At 70.6% G+C, this 18,816-nt stretch carries 13 protein-coding genes; 3 read left to right on the plus strand and 10 right to left on the minus strand.

The features are described 5' to 3' along the window. Window positions 1–125: 125 nt before the first annotated feature. The gene (locus ACIQID_RS08740) at window positions 126–5,309 is read right to left on the minus strand and encodes an endo-alpha-N-acetylgalactosaminidase family protein (protein ID WP_400283891.1); all 5,184 of its coding nucleotides are present in this window, start codon (window positions 5,307–5,309) and stop codon (window positions 126–128) included. Window positions 5,310–5,494: 185 nt separating this feature from the next. Further along, complete coding sequence (locus ACIQID_RS08745) at window positions 5,495–7,312, minus strand: beta-galactosidase family protein (RefSeq protein WP_400283894.1); 1,818 nt, start codon at window positions 7,310–7,312, stop codon at window positions 5,495–5,497. A gap of 93 nt (window positions 7,313–7,405) precedes the next feature. On the opposite strand from ACIQID_RS08745, the gene ACIQID_RS08750 reads away from it, so the two are divergent. Further along, complete coding sequence (locus tag ACIQID_RS08750; RefSeq protein ID WP_312673945.1) at window positions 7,406–8,470, plus strand: LacI family DNA-binding transcriptional regulator; 1,065 nt, start codon at window positions 7,406–7,408, stop codon at window positions 8,468–8,470. A gap of 974 nt (window positions 8,471–9,444) precedes the next feature. Here ACIQID_RS08750 and ACIQID_RS08755 read toward each other — a convergent pair. The 4 genes from ACIQID_RS08755 to purM form a co-directional block, all read right to left on the minus strand. Next, on the minus strand, window positions 9,445–9,981 hold the full coding sequence (locus ACIQID_RS08755) for a MauE/DoxX family redox-associated membrane protein (RefSeq protein WP_400283897.1): 537 nt from the start codon (window positions 9,979–9,981) through the stop codon (window positions 9,445–9,447). Between the two features lie 136 nt (window positions 9,982–10,117). After that, the gene (locus ACIQID_RS08760; RefSeq protein WP_331201750.1) at window positions 10,118–11,440 is read right to left on the minus strand and encodes an MFS transporter; all 1,323 of its coding nucleotides are present in this window, start codon (window positions 11,438–11,440) and stop codon (window positions 10,118–10,120) included. Continuing rightward, entirely contained in the window at window positions 11,440–12,912 is a 1,473-nt protein-coding gene (gene purF, locus ACIQID_RS08765; protein ID WP_071327787.1) for an amidophosphoribosyltransferase, read from the minus strand. The genes ACIQID_RS08760 and purF overlap by 1 nt, the downstream gene beginning before the upstream one ends. Before the next feature lie 6 nt (window positions 12,913–12,918). Further along, on the minus strand, window positions 12,919–14,031 hold the full coding sequence (purM, locus tag ACIQID_RS08770) for a phosphoribosylformylglycinamidine cyclo-ligase (protein WP_312673949.1): 1,113 nt from the start codon (window positions 14,029–14,031) through the stop codon (window positions 12,919–12,921). A 232-nt stretch (window positions 14,032–14,263) separates the two neighbouring features. Here purM and ACIQID_RS08775 point away from each other — a divergent pair, with 232 nt between their 5' ends. Then, window positions 14,264–15,766, plus strand: a complete 1,503-nt coding sequence (locus tag ACIQID_RS08775) for a DUF5979 domain-containing protein (RefSeq protein ID WP_400283902.1) — start codon at window positions 14,264–14,266, stop codon at window positions 15,764–15,766. Between the two features lie 70 nt (window positions 15,767–15,836). Here the strand turns inward: ACIQID_RS08775 and ACIQID_RS08780 are convergent, their stop codons facing one another. Genes ACIQID_RS08780 through ACIQID_RS08790 form a run of 3 tightly spaced genes read right to left on the minus strand, consistent with a single transcriptional unit; the run spans window position 15,837 to window position 17,694 of the window. Then, complete coding sequence (locus ACIQID_RS08780; protein ID WP_144881447.1) at window positions 15,837–16,403, minus strand: DUF3618 domain-containing protein; 567 nt, start codon at window positions 16,401–16,403, stop codon at window positions 15,837–15,839. Next, entirely contained in the window at window positions 16,400–16,822 is a 423-nt protein-coding gene (locus ACIQID_RS08785; protein WP_331201748.1) for a phage holin family protein, read from the minus strand. The genes ACIQID_RS08780 and ACIQID_RS08785 overlap by 4 nt, the downstream gene beginning before the upstream one ends. Further along, entirely contained in the window at window positions 16,819–17,694 is an 876-nt protein-coding gene (locus tag ACIQID_RS08790) for a hypothetical protein (RefSeq protein ID WP_400283906.1), read from the minus strand. Before ACIQID_RS08790 ends, ACIQID_RS08785 begins: the two co-directional genes overlap by 4 nt. A 152-nt stretch (window positions 17,695–17,846) precedes the next feature. On the opposite strand from ACIQID_RS08790, the gene ACIQID_RS08795 reads away from it, so the two are divergent. Further along, complete coding sequence (locus tag ACIQID_RS08795; protein WP_400283909.1) at window positions 17,847–18,452, plus strand: zinc-binding alcohol dehydrogenase; 606 nt, start codon at window positions 17,847–17,849, stop codon at window positions 18,450–18,452. Here the strand turns inward: ACIQID_RS08795 and ACIQID_RS08800 are convergent. Further along, the gene (locus tag ACIQID_RS08800) at window positions 18,449–18,784 is read right to left on the minus strand and encodes a potassium transporter Trk (RefSeq protein WP_312673959.1); all 336 of its coding nucleotides are present in this window, start codon (window positions 18,782–18,784) and stop codon (window positions 18,449–18,451) included. The two genes, ACIQID_RS08795 and ACIQID_RS08800, sit on opposite strands and share 4 nt — an antisense overlap. Window positions 18,785–18,816: the final 32 nt, after the last annotated feature.

Raw genomic sequence — 18,816 nt, forward strand, 5'->3', positions numbered from 1 at the left:
AGTATCGGGGACGGAGGCACGCTCTCCCGCCCCGGAACCGCGACCCGTGGGGAACCCGCGAAACGCCCCGCCGCGTGCAGAAGAGGCCCGGGGTGGAACCCCGGGCCTCTCGTGTGCAGAGGAACTCAGCTGCGTCGCCGTCGCCAGAGCCCCGCACCGAGGGCGCTCAGGGCGAGCGCGCCGACCGCGACCGCCAGCCACGTCATCCCCTCCGCGCCGGTCGTGGCCAGCGCCCCACCCGCGGCGGTCGCGGCCGCGGTGACCGTCAGATCCGCGCGGGCCAGCTCGGTGCCCTGGGTGTCCGTCGCGACGAGCGCATGGGCACCCGCGGGCGTGGCCGCCGGGATGAGGACGGTCGCGACCGCACTGCCGTCGGCGGCGATCGTCACCTCGCCCACCCTGACCGGCTCCGAGTGGAGCCAGAGCTGCACGACGGACTCGGGGTCGAAGCCGCGGAGCTGCACACGGAGGGAGTCTCCGGCCGCGGCGGTGCCGACCGACGGGGTGAGGACAGCGGCCTTCGCCGGCTTCGCCTTCTTGACCTTGAGGGCGGCGCCGGCCACCTCCGCGCCGGAGGCGTCCTTGACGAGGAACCGATGCTTCCCGACCGTCGCATCCGCGGGGATGAGCACGCGGGTGGTCAGCGCGCCGTGCGCATCGACCGTCGCGTCCGCGAGCCGCACGCCGTCCAGCCAGAACGAGACGGCGGCGCCGGGCGCGAAGCCCGAGAGCACGGCCTCGACCGTCTCCCCTGCGCGCACGGAATCCGCGCCGAGCGTGAGCACCGGATCGGTCTCCGGGGCGCATGCTCCGAGGTCGTCCCCTGGTCGCTTCTCCGGGGCGTGCCCCGCCTGCGGAGACGTGACGCCGTACACCGCCATCTCCGCCACGGCCGCGAACGGCGTGCCCGAGATCGACGAGGTCGCCGTCACCCGCACGTATCGCGCGGTCGTCGCCGCGAAGTCGACGTCCTGCCACTCCGCGACGTTCTTCCACTCGCCCGCCGCGACGTCGGTGAAGGTCTGCCCGTCGGCGGAGACGGCGACCTGGAAGCCCTTGATGGGGCCGTTCTGGTTCGCGCCCCGGCGCAGGTAGGAGATGCCGTCGACCGTCTCCTCGGAACCGAGGTCGAACGTGAGCACGTGCGGATACCCGGGGGCGTCGCTGCTCCAACGGCTGTGCCAGAACGTCCCGGCGTTGCCGTCGAGCATGTTCGCCGCCGTGCCGTCCTCACCCGCGGTCTCCTCGGAGCTCGCGGTCGCGGTGATCTGCGCGCTCGGGATGCGGGCGCGGGAGGCCACAACCGCCTCCTGCGCGGTCTGCACGGTCCGCACGTCGCAGTCGACGAGATAGGTGGCCGCGATCCCGATGCCGACGGTGGAACCCGCGGCCGACGCCGGTGCCGTCAGCAGCCAGTCGGTCGTCACGCTCTCGCCGGGGGCGACCTTCGCGAACAGGTTCGACGACCCGTCTGCGACCTCGACGGTGTAGCCCTCCGGGAGGTCGAGCTGCACACCGACGTTCTCCGCCAGGATGTCCTCGCTGTTGGTGAAGGTCGTGGTGAAGGGCGTCTGCGCCCCGGGACTCAGGGTCACGGCCTCACCGGACACCGTGGCGCAGGGGGTGCCGCCCTCCGTCGGACCGAGGTCGGTGACCGTGAAGTCGTCGAGGACGAAGTCGACGTCCGGGCCGCCGACGCGCTCCAGGCCGACCCACGTGTAGTCGCCGCAGCCCACGATCACGTCCTCCTGGAACGCGGAGGTCTCCAGGGCCTGCACGACGGGGGTGCGACGCAGGGTCGTCGAGGAGATCTCCCCGTCGAGCACGGCATCGGTGCCGGTCAGCCAGCGGTAGGCCCCGCTCGCGCCGGCCTGGTAGTCGAACCCGATGCGGTAGGTGTGCCCGGCCTGCAGCGGCACCAGTGTGGGGTCGGTCCGGTAGACGACGCCGGAGTTCTCGGAGTGGGACATCAGCGAGTGCTCCCCGGTGAGGGTGGAGTCCACCGCCAGGCCCGCGAGGGCTCCGCTGTCGAACGGCTTGGCCGTATTGCGCCAGTCGCTCGTCGTGTACGGGTCGTGCCGCCGCGAGATGCTCGTGCGCGGGTCGTCGATGCCGTTGGCGTCGCCCTTCACGAACGGGCCCCACCCGGGCTGATTGCCCTCGAAGTCGTTCGAGTACACGGTGCCGGCCGCGGCCGGAGCCGTCGTGTCCGCCATCACCCTGGCGTTGTCGATCCGCACCGCCGCGTCACCGGCGACCGCCGAGACCGACACGGTCACCTCGCCGGAGGCCGGCGCCAGGAACGACACCGATCCGCGCTGGTAGTACTGCCCGGCCTTCGAATCGGCGCGCATGTAGTTGTACGTCGGGGACAGGTTCCAGGTGCGGCTCACGACGCCGCCCCCGGTGTCGACCGCGACGCTCACGTCGCGTGTCGCCCTCGGATCGATCTGCACCTGCGCGGAGAACGCGTAGCGCTTCCCGGGGGTGAGCCCGGTGACGGTCTGCGAGATCCCGGAGGCGGACGAGCCGAACACCGCGACGTTGTCGCCCCGCGAGGCGTTCTTCGCCGCACCGAGGTCCGTGCGCTCGATGGTCACGTCTCCCCGCGGCTTCCAGCCGTCGAGCGTGCCCGAGTTGAAACCGGGATCGGTCAGACCCGCGTCGTGGTACTCGATCGGTGCCCGCTGCGCCCCGCCCTGGGGCACGACGACGTAGGCCGCCCCCTTCTCGCCGGAGAGTGTGAGCTCGCCGTCGACCGCGGTGACGGTGCGCACCTTCTCGCGGCCCTGGTCGCCCAGCGCGAACACGTCGAAGGTCGTGTTCCCGCGGAAGGCGTCCGTGAGGCCGAAGGTCTTCTCGCCGCCGGAAGCCGTGAAGAAGTACATCTTGTCCGCGTCGACGGGCGAGCCCGACTCGGCGCTCGATTCCAGCGACTGCCACGGCAGCAGGTAGGAGTCGCCCCGCAGGACGGTCGCGCCGTCCATCGTGACGACCCGGGTGCCGCCGTCGATCCGCGCCGCCACGTCGTCGGTGAACGTCGCCTCGACCCCCGACTCGTACGTCTGCAGGTCGAAGTGCTGCAGGAACTTCGTCGGCAGGCTCTGCGACCAGATGTTGCCGATGAAGCCGTCCCAGTTGCGGTTGCCCACCCAGCCCTCGGCATCGACGAGGCGCTGCTGGCCCAGCAGGACGTCGTCGTTCCAGACGTCCGCCTGCGCGTTCTGGATGAACCGCACCATGGTGGAGTTGATGCCCTTGTTGTCCTTGCCGCCGTAGGCGAGGTCGTTCGGCCAGTGCGACCAGACCGTGCTGTCGACGAACTTGTCGCCCCACTCGGTCGCGACCTCGAGGTCCATGGCGTTCAGCTCGTCCGCGAGCTCCTCGGCCACCCAGCCGTTGGAGTAGTACACGTCGATGTAGACGCCGCTGAGCCCCGGCACCTCGTCCCGCAACTGCTGGAAGCGGTCGAGCACGCGTCCGGTGCCGAGGTCGGTCTGCTGATTGATGTAGTACGACTGGTCGAGCCAGTTCCAGCCGGGCTTGTACGGCGGTGTGCCGTCGAGGATCGCCGCGTCGAACGCGTCCGCCTGCGGGTAGATCTCCGTGGCGTTGACGTGCACGCTCATGTCGGCGTTGAGCTTCGCCCCCTCGTCGACGAGGCGGTTGAGGTCGGCGAGGCCGCCGGCACGCTCGTTGTAGTTCCCGCCGTAGTCGGTGTTCGCGGAGTCGTGTCCCTCGCTGCCGAAGCCCTTGTTGAGCACCCACTGGCCGAGGCCGTCGGTCTGGTTCGCGATGCGCTTGGTGTTGTCGAGCACGAGGTCGAAGTAGTTCGTGGCGCTGGAGGCGAAGTTGAACGGGATACGGCTGACCACGCGGTCGGCCACCCGGTCGGCACCGAGGCGCGGGGCGTCGACCTCGCGGTAGCGGATCGCCGCGTCCTGCCAGTCCACGGTCTCGTCGCCGTTGCGGTCGGCGGTGAGGAGCACCGTGACCTTCGGCAGGGCGTAGGTCGTCACCCGGCTGTCGACGGCGGTGGTCGGATGGATGAGCCAGGTGTTCGAGCCGATCTCCGCGGTCCGGCCGTCGGCCGCGGTCACCCGCGTCGTGAGCCGTGTGTTCCATGAGGCGGTGCCGCCGGAGGCCTGCGTCGTCGCGTTCGTGATCACGCTGCCGGCGAGGGTCCCGTGGCCGAGGAACGCGAAGGCCGCGCCCTTCGTCCCGGTGGCCGTCGCCGCACCCACCGCGATGTGCTCATCGGCGTTCGTGGTGCTGTTCGGACTGATGACGGTGCGGTCGAGGACGGCGCCGTCCGCGGCCGTCGCGGAGAGGAACGCGTTGTCGGGGAGCGCCAGGGTGTTCACCGTGGCGGAGCCGTCGACTCCGGTGACGGCGAACTCGACCGTGCCGTCCGCCGCGACGCGGATGCTGCTGCGCACCGTGACGTCGATGCCGGTAAGGGTCGAGACGTAGTCGACGCCGGTTGCCGTCGCCGTGGAGGTGGTGGTCGACGCATAGGCGGTGCCGTTGATCGCCCAGGTGCGCGGGGAGCTCTTCTGCCCGCCGAGGCGCTCATCGCCCACGCGGTAGCCGAGGATCTGCGGGAACGCGGAGGAGACGGTGGCCGTGGTGCCGCCCGCGGCGATCTCGACGGTGTCCCCGGGCTCCGGCTGCTCCGGCGTCTCCGGCTCGGTCACGATCGGCGGGAGCTCCTCGTCGGAGAGTACCTGGATCTCGCCGGCGCCGCCGCCCGTGGTGCCCTGCGCGTCGATGATGAGGAGGGCGACGTACCGGCCGTCCTTCGCGGTCTCCAGCATGATGCGCTGCTTCTCGTCGTTCGCGGTGGGCGCGTGCAGCGTCGCCGCCGCGACGGCGGCGCCCCATCCCCCACCGGCCGGCGAGGTGCGCGCGGCGTCGGCGTCATCCGTGACGTACACCTCGACGGTCTTCGCCGCGACGCTCTGCCCGCGCTTGACCGAATAGTCCAGCGCCTTCACCGAGAGGGGCCGCTGCAGATCGAGCGCGATCCAGTGCGGGAAGGGGGCGTTGGCCGAGTACCGCGACGTCCACTGGGTCGAGTAGTCGCCGTCGAAGGCGCCGAGAGCCGTGCCGTCGAGCGCAGGCGGTGCCGGATACGGATCGGCTTCGCTGGACACCGCGTGCAGTCGGTAGTCCGCGTGCGGGACGGGGACGAGATCGGCGGCCTGCGCCGCGGTCGCAGGGAGGAGCGCTCCGCCGAGCGCGAGGGCCGTCGCCAGCAGGGAGCTGACGGCGACGGCGGTGCGCGGCGGTCGGGAAGGTGTCGACACGTCTTGCCTCTCGAACGGTGCGACGGCCGGAGGAAAGGACGCCCCGGTGCGTCGCAGATGGATCATCGATCCGAATCGATGTTTGCGCTATCACCGTAGAGCGAGCTTGCAGCTTAAGACAAGAGTCGCGCGTCAAGTCTGCGCAAACATTGGCCGAAGGTCACCACCCGATGCCCGAGGGCGGCTCAGGAGCCGATGAACTCCTCGGTCTCCCCGAAGGACGGCGCCTCCCGGATCTCCACGGTCGCACCGAGGCCGTCGGTGTCGAGTACCACGATCTCGTTGCGCCCGGTACGCCACAACGGCGCGGGGGCGTAGAGCGTCTCCTGCGGGCCCACGCTCCAGTAGCGTCCGAGCAGGAATCCGTTCAGCCACACCAGGCCCTTGCCGCCACCGGGGAAGGCGAGCCACGCGTCCAGAGGTTCGGCGACGTCCAGCGCGGCGACGGCGAGGCCGTCCGCCCCGCCCGCGGCAGCGGGGTCCGCCGCCGGCGCCGTCTGCGGCAGGAGGCGATGCGTCCAGCCGTTCACGAGACGGCGGCCGATCATCACCCCGCGCATGATGCCCTTGCCCTCGCCGGTGTACGGCCCGTAGTTGATGCGCCCGAGGCTCTCGACGACGAGCGCCAGCCGACCGGAGCCGCCGTCCACGGGGAGAGCGAGAGACGTCTCGCCGTCCCGCTCGAGCACACCGAGGCGGCGGTCGTCGAGGAAGACGACCGCACGATCGTGCAGGCCGTCGACCGTCAATGTCGCCTCGTCGGGGAACGACACGTCGGCCTCGTAGGCCACGAGGCCGTCCTCCGCTCCGAGCTGCTCGAAGGTCAGCGGGCGCGGCGAGAGCCCGCCCGCGGCAGGGGTCGCCCGGACCACGTCGAGCAGGCTCGCCCGCCGCTCCAGAGGCGCGGAGGACGCAGGCTGCCGCCGCGGCTGGTCGGGCACGGGCGGCAGTCCGTCCGCGTGGAAGGGGGCGAAGAGCGCGCGAAGCGCATGGAACTTCTCCCCGAGCGTGCCGTCCTCGCCGATCGGGGCGTCGGAGTCGTAGCTGGTCACCGTGGGCTGCAGCACGAGGTCGTGGTTCGCGCCGTTCCACAAGCCGAAGTTGGTGCCCCCGTGCGCCATGTAGAGGCTGACCGAGCCGCCCTCGTCGAGGAGCTCGCGGATCGTCCCGCCCATGCTGTCCGCCGACCGCACATGGTGCCGCTCGCCCCAGTGGTCGAACCAGCCACCCCAGAGCTCGCTGCACATGAGCGCCTCCCCGTGCCGACGCAGGGAGGCCGCCACCGGCACCCCGGTGCCGAACGTGAACGTCGTCATCGCGCCCGGCACGCTCCCGTGCGCGATCATGTCCGGGGTGATCCCGTCGGCCGTCGTCAGCATCTCCACCATGCCCCGTCGCCGGAGCCCGTCACGCAGGTGGGCGAGGTAGGCGGCGTCGCTGCCGAACGATCCGTACTCGTTCTCGATCTGGATCGCCACGATCGGCCCGCCGTACGCCGCCTGCAGGGGCACGAGCCGCGGGAGCAGCGCGTCGTACCAGGCGTCGACGGCGGTGAGGAACGCGGGATCGCTGGTCCGCAGCGCCGAGACCCTGCCGGTGAGCCAGAAGGGCAGCCCGCCGTTCGACCACTCCGCGCAGATGTAGGGACTCGGCCGGAGGAAGACGTCGAGGCCGACCTCTCCGGCCAGCCGCACGAAGCGCTCGACGTCCTGCCAGCCGTCGAAGCGGATGTCCCCTTCGACCCGCTCGTGGAAGTTCCAGGCGACGTAGGTGTCGACCGTGTTCGCGCCCATCGCGGCGAGCCGGCGCAGGCGGTCCTCCCACTGGTCGGGGTGCACGCGGAAGTAATGGATCGACCCCGACAGGATGCGATGCGGCGCACCGTCGCGGAGGATCTCTCCATCGCGCCAGGACAGGGCGGGAGCGCCGGAGACAGCGGCGTCTGTCGGCGCGGCGACGGCGGTGGAGGAGCCGTCGGAAGCCGCGGCGAGAAGGTCGGACATTGCACTCCCAGCTGAATTGTTTGCGTTCACATTATCGCATCGCCGAAGTCCGCGCTCCCTGGTTTTCCGCCGATGGATCGCTACCATTGGGCTATGTCCCCTCGCCGCCCGAAAGACGACCGCGCCCCCAGCCAGGTCGACGTCGCCCGCCTCGCCGGCGTCTCCACGCAGACCGTCTCGCGCGTGATGTCCGGGCAGGACAACGTGCGGCCGGAGACGGCGCGACGAGTGCTCGCCGCGGTCGAGGAGCTCGGCTACCGTGTGCACGCCGCCGCCGCCTCACTCGCGTCGGGGCGCACCCGTGTGCTCGGGGTGATCGTCGTCTCGACCGATCGCTACTCCTCCGCCGCGCTCGGCGTCGGCATCCAGCAGGCCGCGGCGGCGAACGGCTACACCGTGACCACGGCGGCGGTGGCCGACCACGCCTCGGACGACGCGTTCCTCGAGGCCTTCGATCGCCTGGAGCGGCAGGGTGCGGAGGGCATCATCCTCGGCGTGCCCATCGCCCTGGACACGCCGGCGATGCGGGCGCGCACCGAACGGACGCCCGCCACCCGCAGCGAGCGCACCTCCCTGGAGGAGGACGCCCCGCTCGCGGTCGACCAGCGCGCGATCGCCCGACTCGCCGTGGAGCACCTCCTCGACCTCGGCCACGAGACCGTGTGGCACGTCTCCGGCGACGACTACTGGACGGAGACGCAGCAGCGCAGCGAGGCCTGGGAGCAGACGCTCCGCGAGCGCGGCATCGTCCCGCCGCCGGTGATCCCGGCGGACTGGACCCCGGAGTCCGGATACCGGGCGGGGCGCACCATCGCCGCGATCCCCGAGGCTACCGCGGTCTTCGTCAGCAGCGACGAGATGGCGTTCGGCCTCATCCGCGCCCTGCACGAAGCGGGACGCAGCGTGCCGGAGGACATCTCCGTGGTGAGCGTCGACGACATCGCCCTCGCCGCCTACGCCTCCCCCGCCCTGACCACCGTCCGTCAGCCGTTCGAGGCGATGGGCCGCGCCGCCGCCCTGCGGCTCATCACCCAGATCGAGGGCCACGACCCGGTCGGCGAGATGCCCTCCACCGACCCCCAGCTCATCGTGCGCTCCTCGACCGCGCCGCCTCGCGTCACGACGCGAGAAAGCTCAAAGCCCCTGCGGCAACGATGAACATCGGTGCCGCAGCACCTGCGAGTCGGTCGGCACGTGTCCGCGGCCGAGCGATCAGCGTCACCAACAGCACGCCGAGCCATGCACTCCACAAGACAGAGAGACCCACGACGACGACTACCTCGTTTGTCGGTTTTGCCGGTCCGAGATAGTAGTACGTTGCGAACGCGATGTAAGCCAGTGCGAGCACGAGCATCGCCCATCTCCGCACCCTCGCTGGCGAGATTCTCACATCTTCACGCGTTGAAACCGCACCGGGCTCATGTACCGCAGCACGCATAAGTCCACCTCCGACAGTTCTGGGACGCGCAGACTGAGCACATGATGACGGCGCATGCCAACAGCATGACTGGGTTTCCACCAGCGAACGCACAGCCGCCGCAGCAGGCCAGAACTCCGCCCGTATTCAGATCGGAGCATGTACGACATGAGTGCTTGCCCGAAGGACATGCTTTTGCCGACGCCGCTCGCGCATCAAATTGCGCTCGACTAGCGACCGCTCCCCGCGCGTCGGGGCCGATCGAGTCGAGGGTCATGTTCTTCCCCTCCTCCGAGACCGCGAAGGTTGTCGTTGCGGACCGCACAACGATCCCGTCAGGCGAGAATTCCACGTGGCGGGCGTAAACGCGTGATGACATCAGTGCCGCCCCGAGCGCCACAATTGTTCCGTGGGCACTCGTAGCAATCGACATGCTCAAGGGGTCGCCGGGCATACGCTCCCCATAGGAAGCCTCGATTCGCTCCAGGTCGCGTTCGAAGAGCGGAAGGTACCGCGCACGCTCTTCGTCGGTCGCGGCACGCGCGTCCCTCGGGCGCCACTGCCACGGCACCTCGTCACCCACACTTCCCTGGACGGGAAGGCGTCTGTCAGCATTGGCAAGCTCAGGGAAAAGCACCGCCGCAGCAGCCCCAAGACCGATGCCGATGAATGATCGTCGCCTAACTTTCACCATTTCCTCCAATCGGGAACATCACTATCCAGTACGCAGACGCGAAGATTCCTCCATCGCATCGGGGAGCCGACGATGCCGCGGACCGACAAGCCGCGCAATACCGACGACAGTTCCGATGAGCATGATGACCACCCCCACCCACGCGTGCGGGATAAGGACCGTCGGAAAAATCAACGAAGGCACGAGAGCAACCAAGAAAGCGAGGTTGCGCGTCACCACGATCCCACTAGCCTGCGATTTGAGGACCGAGCCGAAGCACCCGCATTCAGTCGAGATACCCCGGACCATGACGCTGACCACCGATGCTGTGTAGATCGCGATTAACCCTGCAGACACGAAGGCCCAAGGCCCGACAACGCCGGCGACCAAGCACACACCGATGCCGACTTCCAAGGGCGGAAGAACCGCCGCAACCGGATGCACGAACGAAGCAGGAAGCACGCGAAATGCACCGATACTCTCGGCGAACTGGCCCCGGGGCTCTCGCAGCTTAATGATCCCCGTGACGATGAGCAGACCCCCAATGAGCGCCGAGAGGGTGAAGCCGAGTTGCGTCATGAGTTCTCCGTCGCCATCTAACGACTGACATTTCACATGTCACATTACGCTGTGTAGGACGGTACCGCTGTCCCCTCTTTGGGGGACAGCGCACCCTCGCTAGCGCACAGCCGCCCGAGGGCGCTGACGGCGATCGTCACCAGCGGCCGTGACGCCGCTCCCACTCGTCCTCGATCGTGCGGCGGCGACCGGCGATGATGCCCGCGGGCACCGAGACGACCAGCACCCCCGCCACCACGAGAAGCGGCACATGCCACCCGCCGCTGGTGTCGTGGAGAAGGCCGACGAGGAGCGGGAACACCGCCGCGATCGCGTAGCCGATGCTCTGCACGAAGCCGCTGAGGGCGACAGCGCTCTCCGGCGTACGCGCGCGGATGCTCAGGAGCACGAGGCTCAGCGGGAACATGATCGCGGTGAGCCCGAAGATCGCCACCCACAGCGGCAGCGCGACGGTCGGGAAGAGCAGCAGGCCGCCGAGCCCGACGAGACCGGCGACCACGGCCACGAAGAACAGGGGGCGGGTCGCCTGGAACCGCACGACGAGCACCGGCACGAGCATGGAGCACGGCAGCCCGACGAGAGCGAACAGCGAGAGCAGGAAGCCGGCGGTCGCCGGGGTCACGCCGCCGAGGTCGACGAGGATGGTCGGAAGCCAGGCGAAGGCGACGTAGGCCATGGTCGACGACGTGCCGAACACGAGGGCGAGCGCCCACGCCAGCGGCAGCCGCCAGAGCCGGCCGAAGACACGGGGACTCGCCGACTGGGTCGTGATCGGCCCTGTCGAGGCGGCGACCGCGTCGCGCACATCGTCCACGCCGTCGGTGGGGTCGGGGACCAGAAGCTCCGTCGGCACCGGGCGGTCGTCACCGCGGGAGCGCACCAGCAGCGTGACCCAGGGCACGAGCGCGAGGGCGGCCACCACGCCCCACATACCCAGCGAGATCCGCCAGCCGAGCGAGTCGGCGACGGGGACGGCGACCAGCGGCGGGAGGAAGGTCGAGACCGCGAGCGTCGTGGAGTACGCGGTCATCATGACGCCGAGCCGGTCGGCGAAGTACTTCTTGACCAGCGGCGGCAGCAGGACGTTGCCCGACCCCACGCCGGCGAACACGACCGCGGTCGCCGCGAGCAGACTCCAGGAGTCGGGGGCGAGGCCGCGCAGCAGCATGCCCGCCGCCATCAGCACGATGGCCACGACCGCCATCCGCTCCAGCCCGAACCGGCGCTCGAACAGGGGGGTCAGCAGCCCGAACAGCGCGAAGCACACGGGCGGAGCGGCGCCGATCAGACCCACGATCACGGGGGCCACCGGGAAGTCCTCGGCGACGTGATCGAGGACAGGAGAGAGCGAGGCGACGGCCGACCGCAGCGAGAACGCGACCAGCACGATCCCGATCAACGCGAGGGCGCGCCCCTGCCAGAGGGGTCGGCCCTGCGGCGCGCTCAGGGACCCGGACATCAAGAGGTCTGCGACCCCTCCACCCAGGCGAGGTATTCGTCGGTGACGGTGCCGGTGACGTAGCGGCCGTCGAAGCAGCTCATGTCGAGGTCTTCCAGCGCGGAGCCCTCGGTGATCGCGGCCTTCAGGTCGTCGACCTCCTGGTACACGAGGTGGTCGCAGCCCAGCTCCTCCGCGATCTCGGGGATCGTGCGGCCGTGGGCGATGAGCTCGTGCCGGGAGGGCATGTTGATGCCGTACACGTGCGGGTGCCGGACCGGCGGGGCGGCGGAGGCGAAGGTCACCGAGGCGGCACCGGCATCCCGGGCCATCTGGATGATCTCCTTCGAGGTGGTGCCGCGCACGATGGAGTCGTCGATCAGGAGCACATTCTTGCCCTGGAACTCCGTGGACATGGCATTGAGCTTCTGACGGACGCTCTTCTTGCGCACCGCCTGCCCCGGCATGATGAAGGTGCGGCCGACGTAGCGGTTCTTGTAGAAGCCCTCGCGGTACTCGATGCCGAGCTTGCGGGCGACCTCCATCGCGGCGGGGCGCGACGAGTCGGGGATCGGCATGACCACGTCGATCTTGTCCATCGGCACGTGCTTCGCGATCGTGTCGGCGAGCTTGTCGCCCATCCGCAGGCGCGACTCGTACACCGAGATGCCGTTCATGACGGAGTCCGGGCGGGCGAGGTAGACGTACTCGAAGGCGCAGGGGGCGAGGTGCGTCTCGGCGGCGCACTGCTTCGTGAACAGCTCGCCGTCGTTCGTGATGAACACGGCCTCGCCGGGCTCGACCTCGCGCACGACCTCGTAGTCGCCGTTCTCCAGCACGAGGGACTCGCTCGCCACGACCCACTCGTCCTTGCCCTCGGCCCCGGGGACGACCGACGGACGACGCCCGAGGATCAGCGGACGGATGCCGAACGGATCGCGGAACGCGAGCAGGCCGTAGTTGGCGATGACGGCGATCACGGCGTACGCGCCCTCGATGCGGTCATGCGTGCGGGCGACGGCCTCGAAGATCCGGTCGGGGTCGAGGTCGACGGTGGAGGTCGTGGCCTGCAGCTCACCGGCGAGCACGTTGAGCAGCAGCTCGGTGTCGCTCGACGAGTTCAGGTGCCGGCGGTCGCGCTGGGCCATGTCGGCGGCGAGCTCGCGCGTGTTCGTGAGGTTGCCGTTGTGGATGAGGATGATGCCGTAGGGCGCGTTCACGTAGAACGGCTGCATCTCCTCTTCACTGGACGCGGTGCCCTTGGTGGCGTAGCGGACGTGGCCGAGACCGACGTTGCCCAGCAGTCCGCGCATGTCGCGGGTGCGGAACGCCTCGCGCACCATCCCCTGAGCCTTGGCGTTGTGCATGACGCCGTTCGCCTCGGCGGTGGCGATGCCCGTCGCGTCCTGCCCGCGATGCTGCAGCAGCAGGAGGGCGTCGTAGATGTCCTGATTGACCGGGGCAGAGCCCACCATTCCGACGATGCCGCACATGGGCTCTTACTTCGCTCCGTCCGCGTAGGCGCCGACGAGGCGCACCGCTCCACCATCGACGCCCTTGGCGCCCTGTTCGAATTCGCCGGCCGGACGCGGGCCGAAGCCCACCGTGCCGACCTGCCAGGAGGGCATGCCCTCGGCGTTCAACGCCGCGATCGCGGCGTCCTTCCTGTCCGCCGCCACGACGGCGAGGAATCCGATGCCGAGGTTCCAGGTGCCCTCGGCGGACTCCAGCGTGGAACCGGCGATGTCGCTCAGCACGCGGAAGACCGGGCTCGGCGACCACGTGCTGCGGTCGACCTCGACCCAGCTCCCCTGCGGGAGCACGCGCGCGAGGTTGGCGGCGATGCCGCCGCCGGTGACGTGGCTCAGGGCGTGGACCCCGCCGGAGGCCTCGATCAGGCGCAGCAGCGGCAGCGTGTAGAGGCGCGTGGGCTCGAGCAGCGCCTCGCCCCAGGTCGCACCGAAGTCCTCGGCGTTGTCGCCGTAGGAGATCCCGGCACGGGTGATGATGTGCCGCACGAGCGAGTAGCCGTTGGAGTGCAGGCCGCTGGAGGCGACCGCGATGACCGCATCGCCGTCCTGCACACGCTCCGCACCGAGGATGGCGTCGGCCTCGACCACACCCGTCGCCGCGCCGGCGACGTCGTAGTCGCGAGGGCCCAGGAGACCGGGGTGCTCCGCCGTCTCGCCGCCGACGAGCGCGGTGCCGGTCGCGGCGCACGCCTCGGCGATGCCGCGCACGATGTCCGCGATCCGCTGGGGGACGACCTTGCCGCAGGCGATGTAGTCAGTCATGAACAGCGGCTTCGCACCCACCACGACGATGTCGTCGACGACCATGCCGACGAGGTCCTGGCCGATCGTGTCGTGCTTGTCGATGGCCTGCGCGATGGCGACCTTGGTGCCGACGCCGTCGGTGCTGGTCGCGAGCAGCGGACGCCGGAAGTCACGCAGGGCGCTGGCGTCGAAAAGACCGGCGAAACCGCCGACACCGCCGAGCACCTCGGGGCCGTGCGTCGCGCGCACGGACGACTTCATCAGTTCGACGGCGAGATCACCCGCCGCGGTGTCGACGCCGGCTTCGGAATAGGGGTTGGTGGGGGAGGCAGCCACCCGAACAGCCTACCGCCCGCGGGCGGCCACCCGGCCCGCCGCCCCCTTCCCGCCACACCGTCCGGAATCGATGATGGATCGTCCTCATACGTAGCGTAATCATCCGCGCATGTGAGAGTCTGTCGACGAAGCAGGCGGGTTTCGTCGTCCGGAGACCCCGGAGGGAACAGAGAGGTGGACAGTGCGCACGCAGAAGAGGAGAACGGAGCGACGACGCGGGAGGAGCCGCGGCATGGCGAGCAGCGCCATCGCCGTCCTGGCGCTGGTCGGACTCGCGGTGCCGCCGGCGGCGCACGCGGCGGAGCTGGACGCCATCACGGCGGTGACGGTGGTGGAGCCGACAGGCGACATCCATCTGTACGACACGCTCCGCCTCGAAGCGACCTGGGCCGTCCCCGACAGCGCGCAGCCCGGCGACACCTTCTCGCTGGCCTTCCCCTCGACGCCCCGCCTGGTCGGCGTCACCTCGTCGTTCCCGCTGCGGGATCCGGACGGTGCCGTCGTCGGCACCTGCACCGTCACGGCGAGCGCGATCACGTGCACGCTGAGCGACTACGTCCTCACCCACGACAACGTCCACGGGACCCTGTTCTTCCAGGCGAAGGCGGAGGAGACCACCGACGTCGACACCGTGACCTTCACCACCGGGGACGGGGATCCGATCACCGTGGAGATCCCCGGTGGCGGCGTCGGCCCGCAGCGCCCCGAGCCGGTGCCGACCGACGCGACCAAGTCGGGCGTGCAGACCACCGACGGGACCATCGAGTGGTACATCTGGGTGCCCGGACGCCTGCTCAGCGGAGAGCGCCCGACCCTCACCGACACCGCGACTCCCGGGCTGACCCTGCTGCCGGACACCGTGGCCCTCGGCTCGGTCGCCACCGACGCGTGGGCCGGCGGCCTGTTCGACCCGGCGGACTTCCACCCGCTCGCGGCGGGGTCGGACTTCGTCCTCACTCCGGGCACCGCGAGCTCGTCGTTCACCGTGGAGCTCACGGCGCCGGCGCAGGCCGACCGCCTGTATCGGCTGTCGTATCAGACCGAGCTGCCGACGGATGCGCACGACGGCCAGGTGTTCGCCAACACCGTCTCGGGGTCGAGCTTCACCACCACCACGGCGACCGTGACCGCGAGCGTGGCGGGCGGCGACGGCGGAGGGGACGGGCGCGGCGGGTTCTCGGTCGCGAAACGGATCGTCGGCGAGGGGGCATCCCTCGTCCCGGCCGATGCGACGTTCGCCGTCGACTACTCCTACCCCACCGCGGACGGTGCGGTGACCGGAACGCTCATGCTGCCCGCGGACGGCACCGCGCGCGACGTCGCGCAGATCCCGGTGGGCGCGGTCGTGACGCTGTCCGAGCACACCGCGGAGGCGGTGCCCGGTGTCGTGTGGGGACGCCCGCAGTTCCGCGGTGCCGGCGTGACCACGACCGAGGAAGGCGCACGGCTCACGATCGGCGCAGGGTCGGTCGTGGCCGTCGAGCTGACCAACCCGACCACGCTCTCCCCACCCTCCCCGAGCACGCCGCCGACCACCGCGGAGCCGCCGTCCCCGCCGACGCCGACGCCGCCGGCCGCTCCCCCCGCGGGGCTGGCCGCCACCGGCGGTGACGCGGGCGGTCTCATCGGGCTCACCGCGGGAGCGGTGCTCGCACTGCTGACGGGCGTCCTCCTCCACCGTCGTTCCGTCGCCCGCCGGACCTCCACGGCGACGCGCACCGGCGTCGACGGCTGACGCCCCGGTGACAGGAAGGGCCCAGTCCGACGGATCGGACCGGGCCCTCCCTCCAGGGATTCCGCGCCGCTCAGTTCCCGCCGGCGACGTTGTCGCGGGCGTCCTGCGCGCTGCTCTTCACCTCGTCGACGGCGTGGGTCGCGTCGTCGCGGACGTGCGCAGCGGCGCCGGCGGCCTCGTCCTTGACGGCGGCGAAGGCCTCCTGCGCCGGCTCCTTGAGGTCCTGCCCGATGGTCTTGGCGACGTCGGTCGCCTCATCGACGAGAGGCTGGGCCTTCTCCTTGATGTCCTCGGCCAGTTCCTTCTCCTTCGAGGAGGCGGGGATGACGGCCGCCACGACGAGTCCCGCGGCGAAGGCCATCAGACCCACCGCCAGCGGGTTGCCCTGCGCCTTGGCCACGGTGTGCCGTCCGGCGTCGGCGACCGAGGAGGAGGCATCCCCCAGTCGGTCCCCGGCGTCATCGGCGGCGCCCATGACCCGGTCGACCGCCGAGCGCACGGCGCCCTTCATCTTCTGCGTCTGCCGGTGCACGACCTTCGAGGGGGTGACCTTGTCGGCGAGGGCGTCGACATCCCTGCCGAACTCCGCTCGGGTCCGCTCGATGTCGGCGCGGATCGCGTCGGGTGAATCGCTCATTTGTTCTCCTCATTCCTCTTCACCGCATCGGGGATGCGCTTGAGGGTGTCCACGGTGCGCGGAGCCCCCTCGATGCTCTTCAACTGCTTGCGTCCCGTCACGAACAGGACGAGGGCGATCACCGCCCAGATGACGGCGACGATTACGGCCGACCAGCCGAGGCCGGTGACGTAGGCGCCGAGGGCCCACCAGAGGGCGACGGACAGGAAGAACACGGCCATGAGTGCGCCGTATCCCGCCCCGCCGAGCATCCCCGCCCCGCGGCCGGCACGCGTGGCCGACTGCTTGAGCTCGGCCTTGGCGAGCTCCAGCTCCTGCCGCATCAGCGTCGACAGGTCGGTCGTGACCTCGCTGAGCAGATCGCCGAGCGACGTGGTCTCGGCCTTCTGCTCCGAGGGTGTGGGGGCGGCGTCGGTCATGGTCGCCCCTCTTCATCGGATCCGCGGGTGGCGGCGTCGGTGCGGTCGTAGAGCGGGGTGTCCCCGTCGTCCACGGTCTCGCCGTGCGGCGTGACGCCCCACGGGGCGGTGCCGGCGTCGATCCCGCTCATGCCGTCCGGCGCGCCGGGCACGGTGCCGTCTGTGGGCAGCGGCGGCTGACCGAGGGTGGTGTTCTCTGCGGTTCCGGCACCTCCGACCAGGCCAGCCGCCCCCGCGCTCCCGGGGACTGCGCCGGGGGTGGTCGCCGCGGCGACGTCGGGACGCGGCGGGACCGCCGGTGCCGCCGCTCCCGCCACCGACGGAGAGCCGGAGCCCGATGCCGCGCCGGACGAGGCGGACTCCGCGGCACCCTCGGAGAGCGCCCTGGTCAGCCGGCCGGCGACGAGACCGGCGAGTGCGGCCACGGCGATGAACGTGCCGGGCTTCGCTCGCGCGTACGACTTCACCTCGGTGAGCAGCGACCCGGGGTCGCGGTCGCCGATCCAGCCGGCGATGCCCTGGATGCGCGTCGACGCCTGACGAACGAGATCGGCGGCGACACCGCCGTCGGAGCGCTCCGCCATCGTGCTCAGCTCCCCGCCCACGGACCGGAGTCCGTCCGCGACGCGGCGCTGCTGCACCGCCGCCTGCTCCGACAGCTCGGTCTTGGTCTGGTGGTACAGGTCGCGCACCTGATCCTTGGCCTCATGGGCGACGGCGCCCGCTTCGGCCTTCGCCGTCTCGACGACGTCCGCGGCCTGGCCCTTCGCCGTGTCGGCGACACCCGCGGCCTCGTGCGCGGCGGTCCGGACGGTGCCCGGAGACTCGGTCGTACCGCTACCCGCGGCACCTTCTGCATTGCTCTGCGACATCGTTCTTCCTCTCGACTCCCGCCGACGGCCGCCGACGTGTGAGCAGGTCTACCCCCGGCCTCGACGATCACCGTGAGGGTTGACGTGGCTCGCCGGGGGCATTACCGTGCCGGGGCTCCGCAGGGTCGCCGCACCCGCCTACGATGGGGGCCATGGCCGACAAGCCGCAGTGGCTCATCCGCGAAGACGCGAGCGTTCCGGTGCTCGTCGCGCTCGCGCTGCGCCAGCTGCTGGGCATCAGGGCGCCGCTGGATCTGCCGTCCCTGCGCGACCTCTCGGTGCGCGCCCCCGATGCGGCGGATGCCCCGCCCGAGGTCGAAGCGCAGTGGCGGGGGTACTGGGACATGACCGTGGAGCCCCGGGCTCATCACTCCGGTGTGCCGCTGGAGCTGATCGACGGCTTCGACACCCTGGTGGCCCTCCCGGCGAGCGGCGCCGAGGCGCTCTCCGCCGCGATCCGGCCGCATGCCGGAACCGCCCTCCGGTACGCCACCGCCGCGCACGACCGGTACGTCGGGTCGATGAAGAGCCACACCGGCGGGGACGCCTACCGGGCGTACGCGAGCGCGATCGCGGAGTTCGAGCGTGACATCGGACGCCGCGCGCACTCGTTCGAGCTGAACGTGCAGGTGTTGCCCCTGTCGCAGCGCGGGATCTGGTGGATCGGCGACCTCACGGTCGCGGTGACCGACGGGCTCCGCCGGGACGTCGTGGCGTTCGACTCCGCCATCCGTCCCGTGATCGCCGAGCTCGCCTAGGCGCGGTCGGTCGTCGTGTCATCCTCGTCGACCACGGTCTCCCGGTCGACCTTCACGACGCGGTCGTGGCGACGGGCGATCCGCTCGAGGATGAGTCCGGCCACGCCGCCGAGAGCCAGACCGATCGGCACGGTCCAGAGCAGCAGGAAGCCGAAGACCTGACCAGGCGGGTAGACGACATCGAGCGCCTGCGACTGCTCGAAGCTGCCGACCATCGTGAGGATGCCGGCGGCGATGACGCCCAGCACGACCCCGATGCCCATGAGAACGCCGTACCGCGGCACGCGGCGCACGGTCGCTTCGACGGTCTGGTGGGTGTCGTGGGAGGGCATGCCTCCATTGTCCCACCCTCTGCGGGCGTGCG

The sequence above is a fragment of the Microbacterium sp. NPDC091676 genome (genome assembly GCF_044756645.1).
Lineage (GTDB): Bacteria > Actinomycetota > Actinomycetes > Actinomycetales > Microbacteriaceae > Microbacterium > Microbacterium paraoxydans_D.

Coding starts and splice junctions, on each gene's coding strand:
- ACIQID_RS08745 (WP_400283894.1), bottom strand. CDS start 7,312: ATGTCCGACCTTCTCGCCGCGGCTTCCGACGGCTCCTCCACCGCCGTC.
- ACIQID_RS08750 (WP_312673945.1), top strand. CDS start 7,406: ATGTCCCCTCGCCGCCCGAAAGACGACCGCGCCCCCAGCCAGGTCGAC.
- ACIQID_RS08755 (WP_400283897.1), bottom strand. CDS start 9,981: ATGACGCAACTCGGCTTCACCCTCTCGGCGCTCATTGGGGGTCTGCTC.
- ACIQID_RS08760 (WP_331201750.1), bottom strand. CDS start 11,440: ATGTCCGGGTCCCTGAGCGCGCCGCAGGGCCGACCCCTCTGGCAGGGG.
- purF (WP_071327787.1), bottom strand. CDS start 12,912: ATGTGCGGCATCGTCGGAATGGTGGGCTCTGCCCCGGTCAATCAGGAC.
- ACIQID_RS08775 (WP_400283902.1), top strand. CDS start 14,264: ATGGCGAGCAGCGCCATCGCCGTCCTGGCGCTGGTCGGACTCGCGGTG.
- ACIQID_RS08780 (WP_144881447.1), bottom strand. CDS start 16,403: ATGAGCGATTCACCCGACGCGATCCGCGCCGACATCGAGCGGACCCGA.
- ACIQID_RS08785 (WP_331201748.1), bottom strand. CDS start 16,822: ATGACCGACGCCGCCCCCACACCCTCGGAGCAGAAGGCCGAGACCACG.
- ACIQID_RS08790 (WP_400283906.1), bottom strand. CDS start 17,694: ATGTCGCAGAGCAATGCAGAAGGTGCCGCGGGTAGCGGTACGACCGAG.
- ACIQID_RS08795 (WP_400283909.1), top strand. CDS start 17,847: ATGGCCGACAAGCCGCAGTGGCTCATCCGCGAAGACGCGAGCGTTCCG.
- ACIQID_RS08800 (WP_312673959.1), bottom strand. CDS start 18,784: ATGCCCTCCCACGACACCCACCAGACCGTCGAAGCGACCGTGCGCCGC.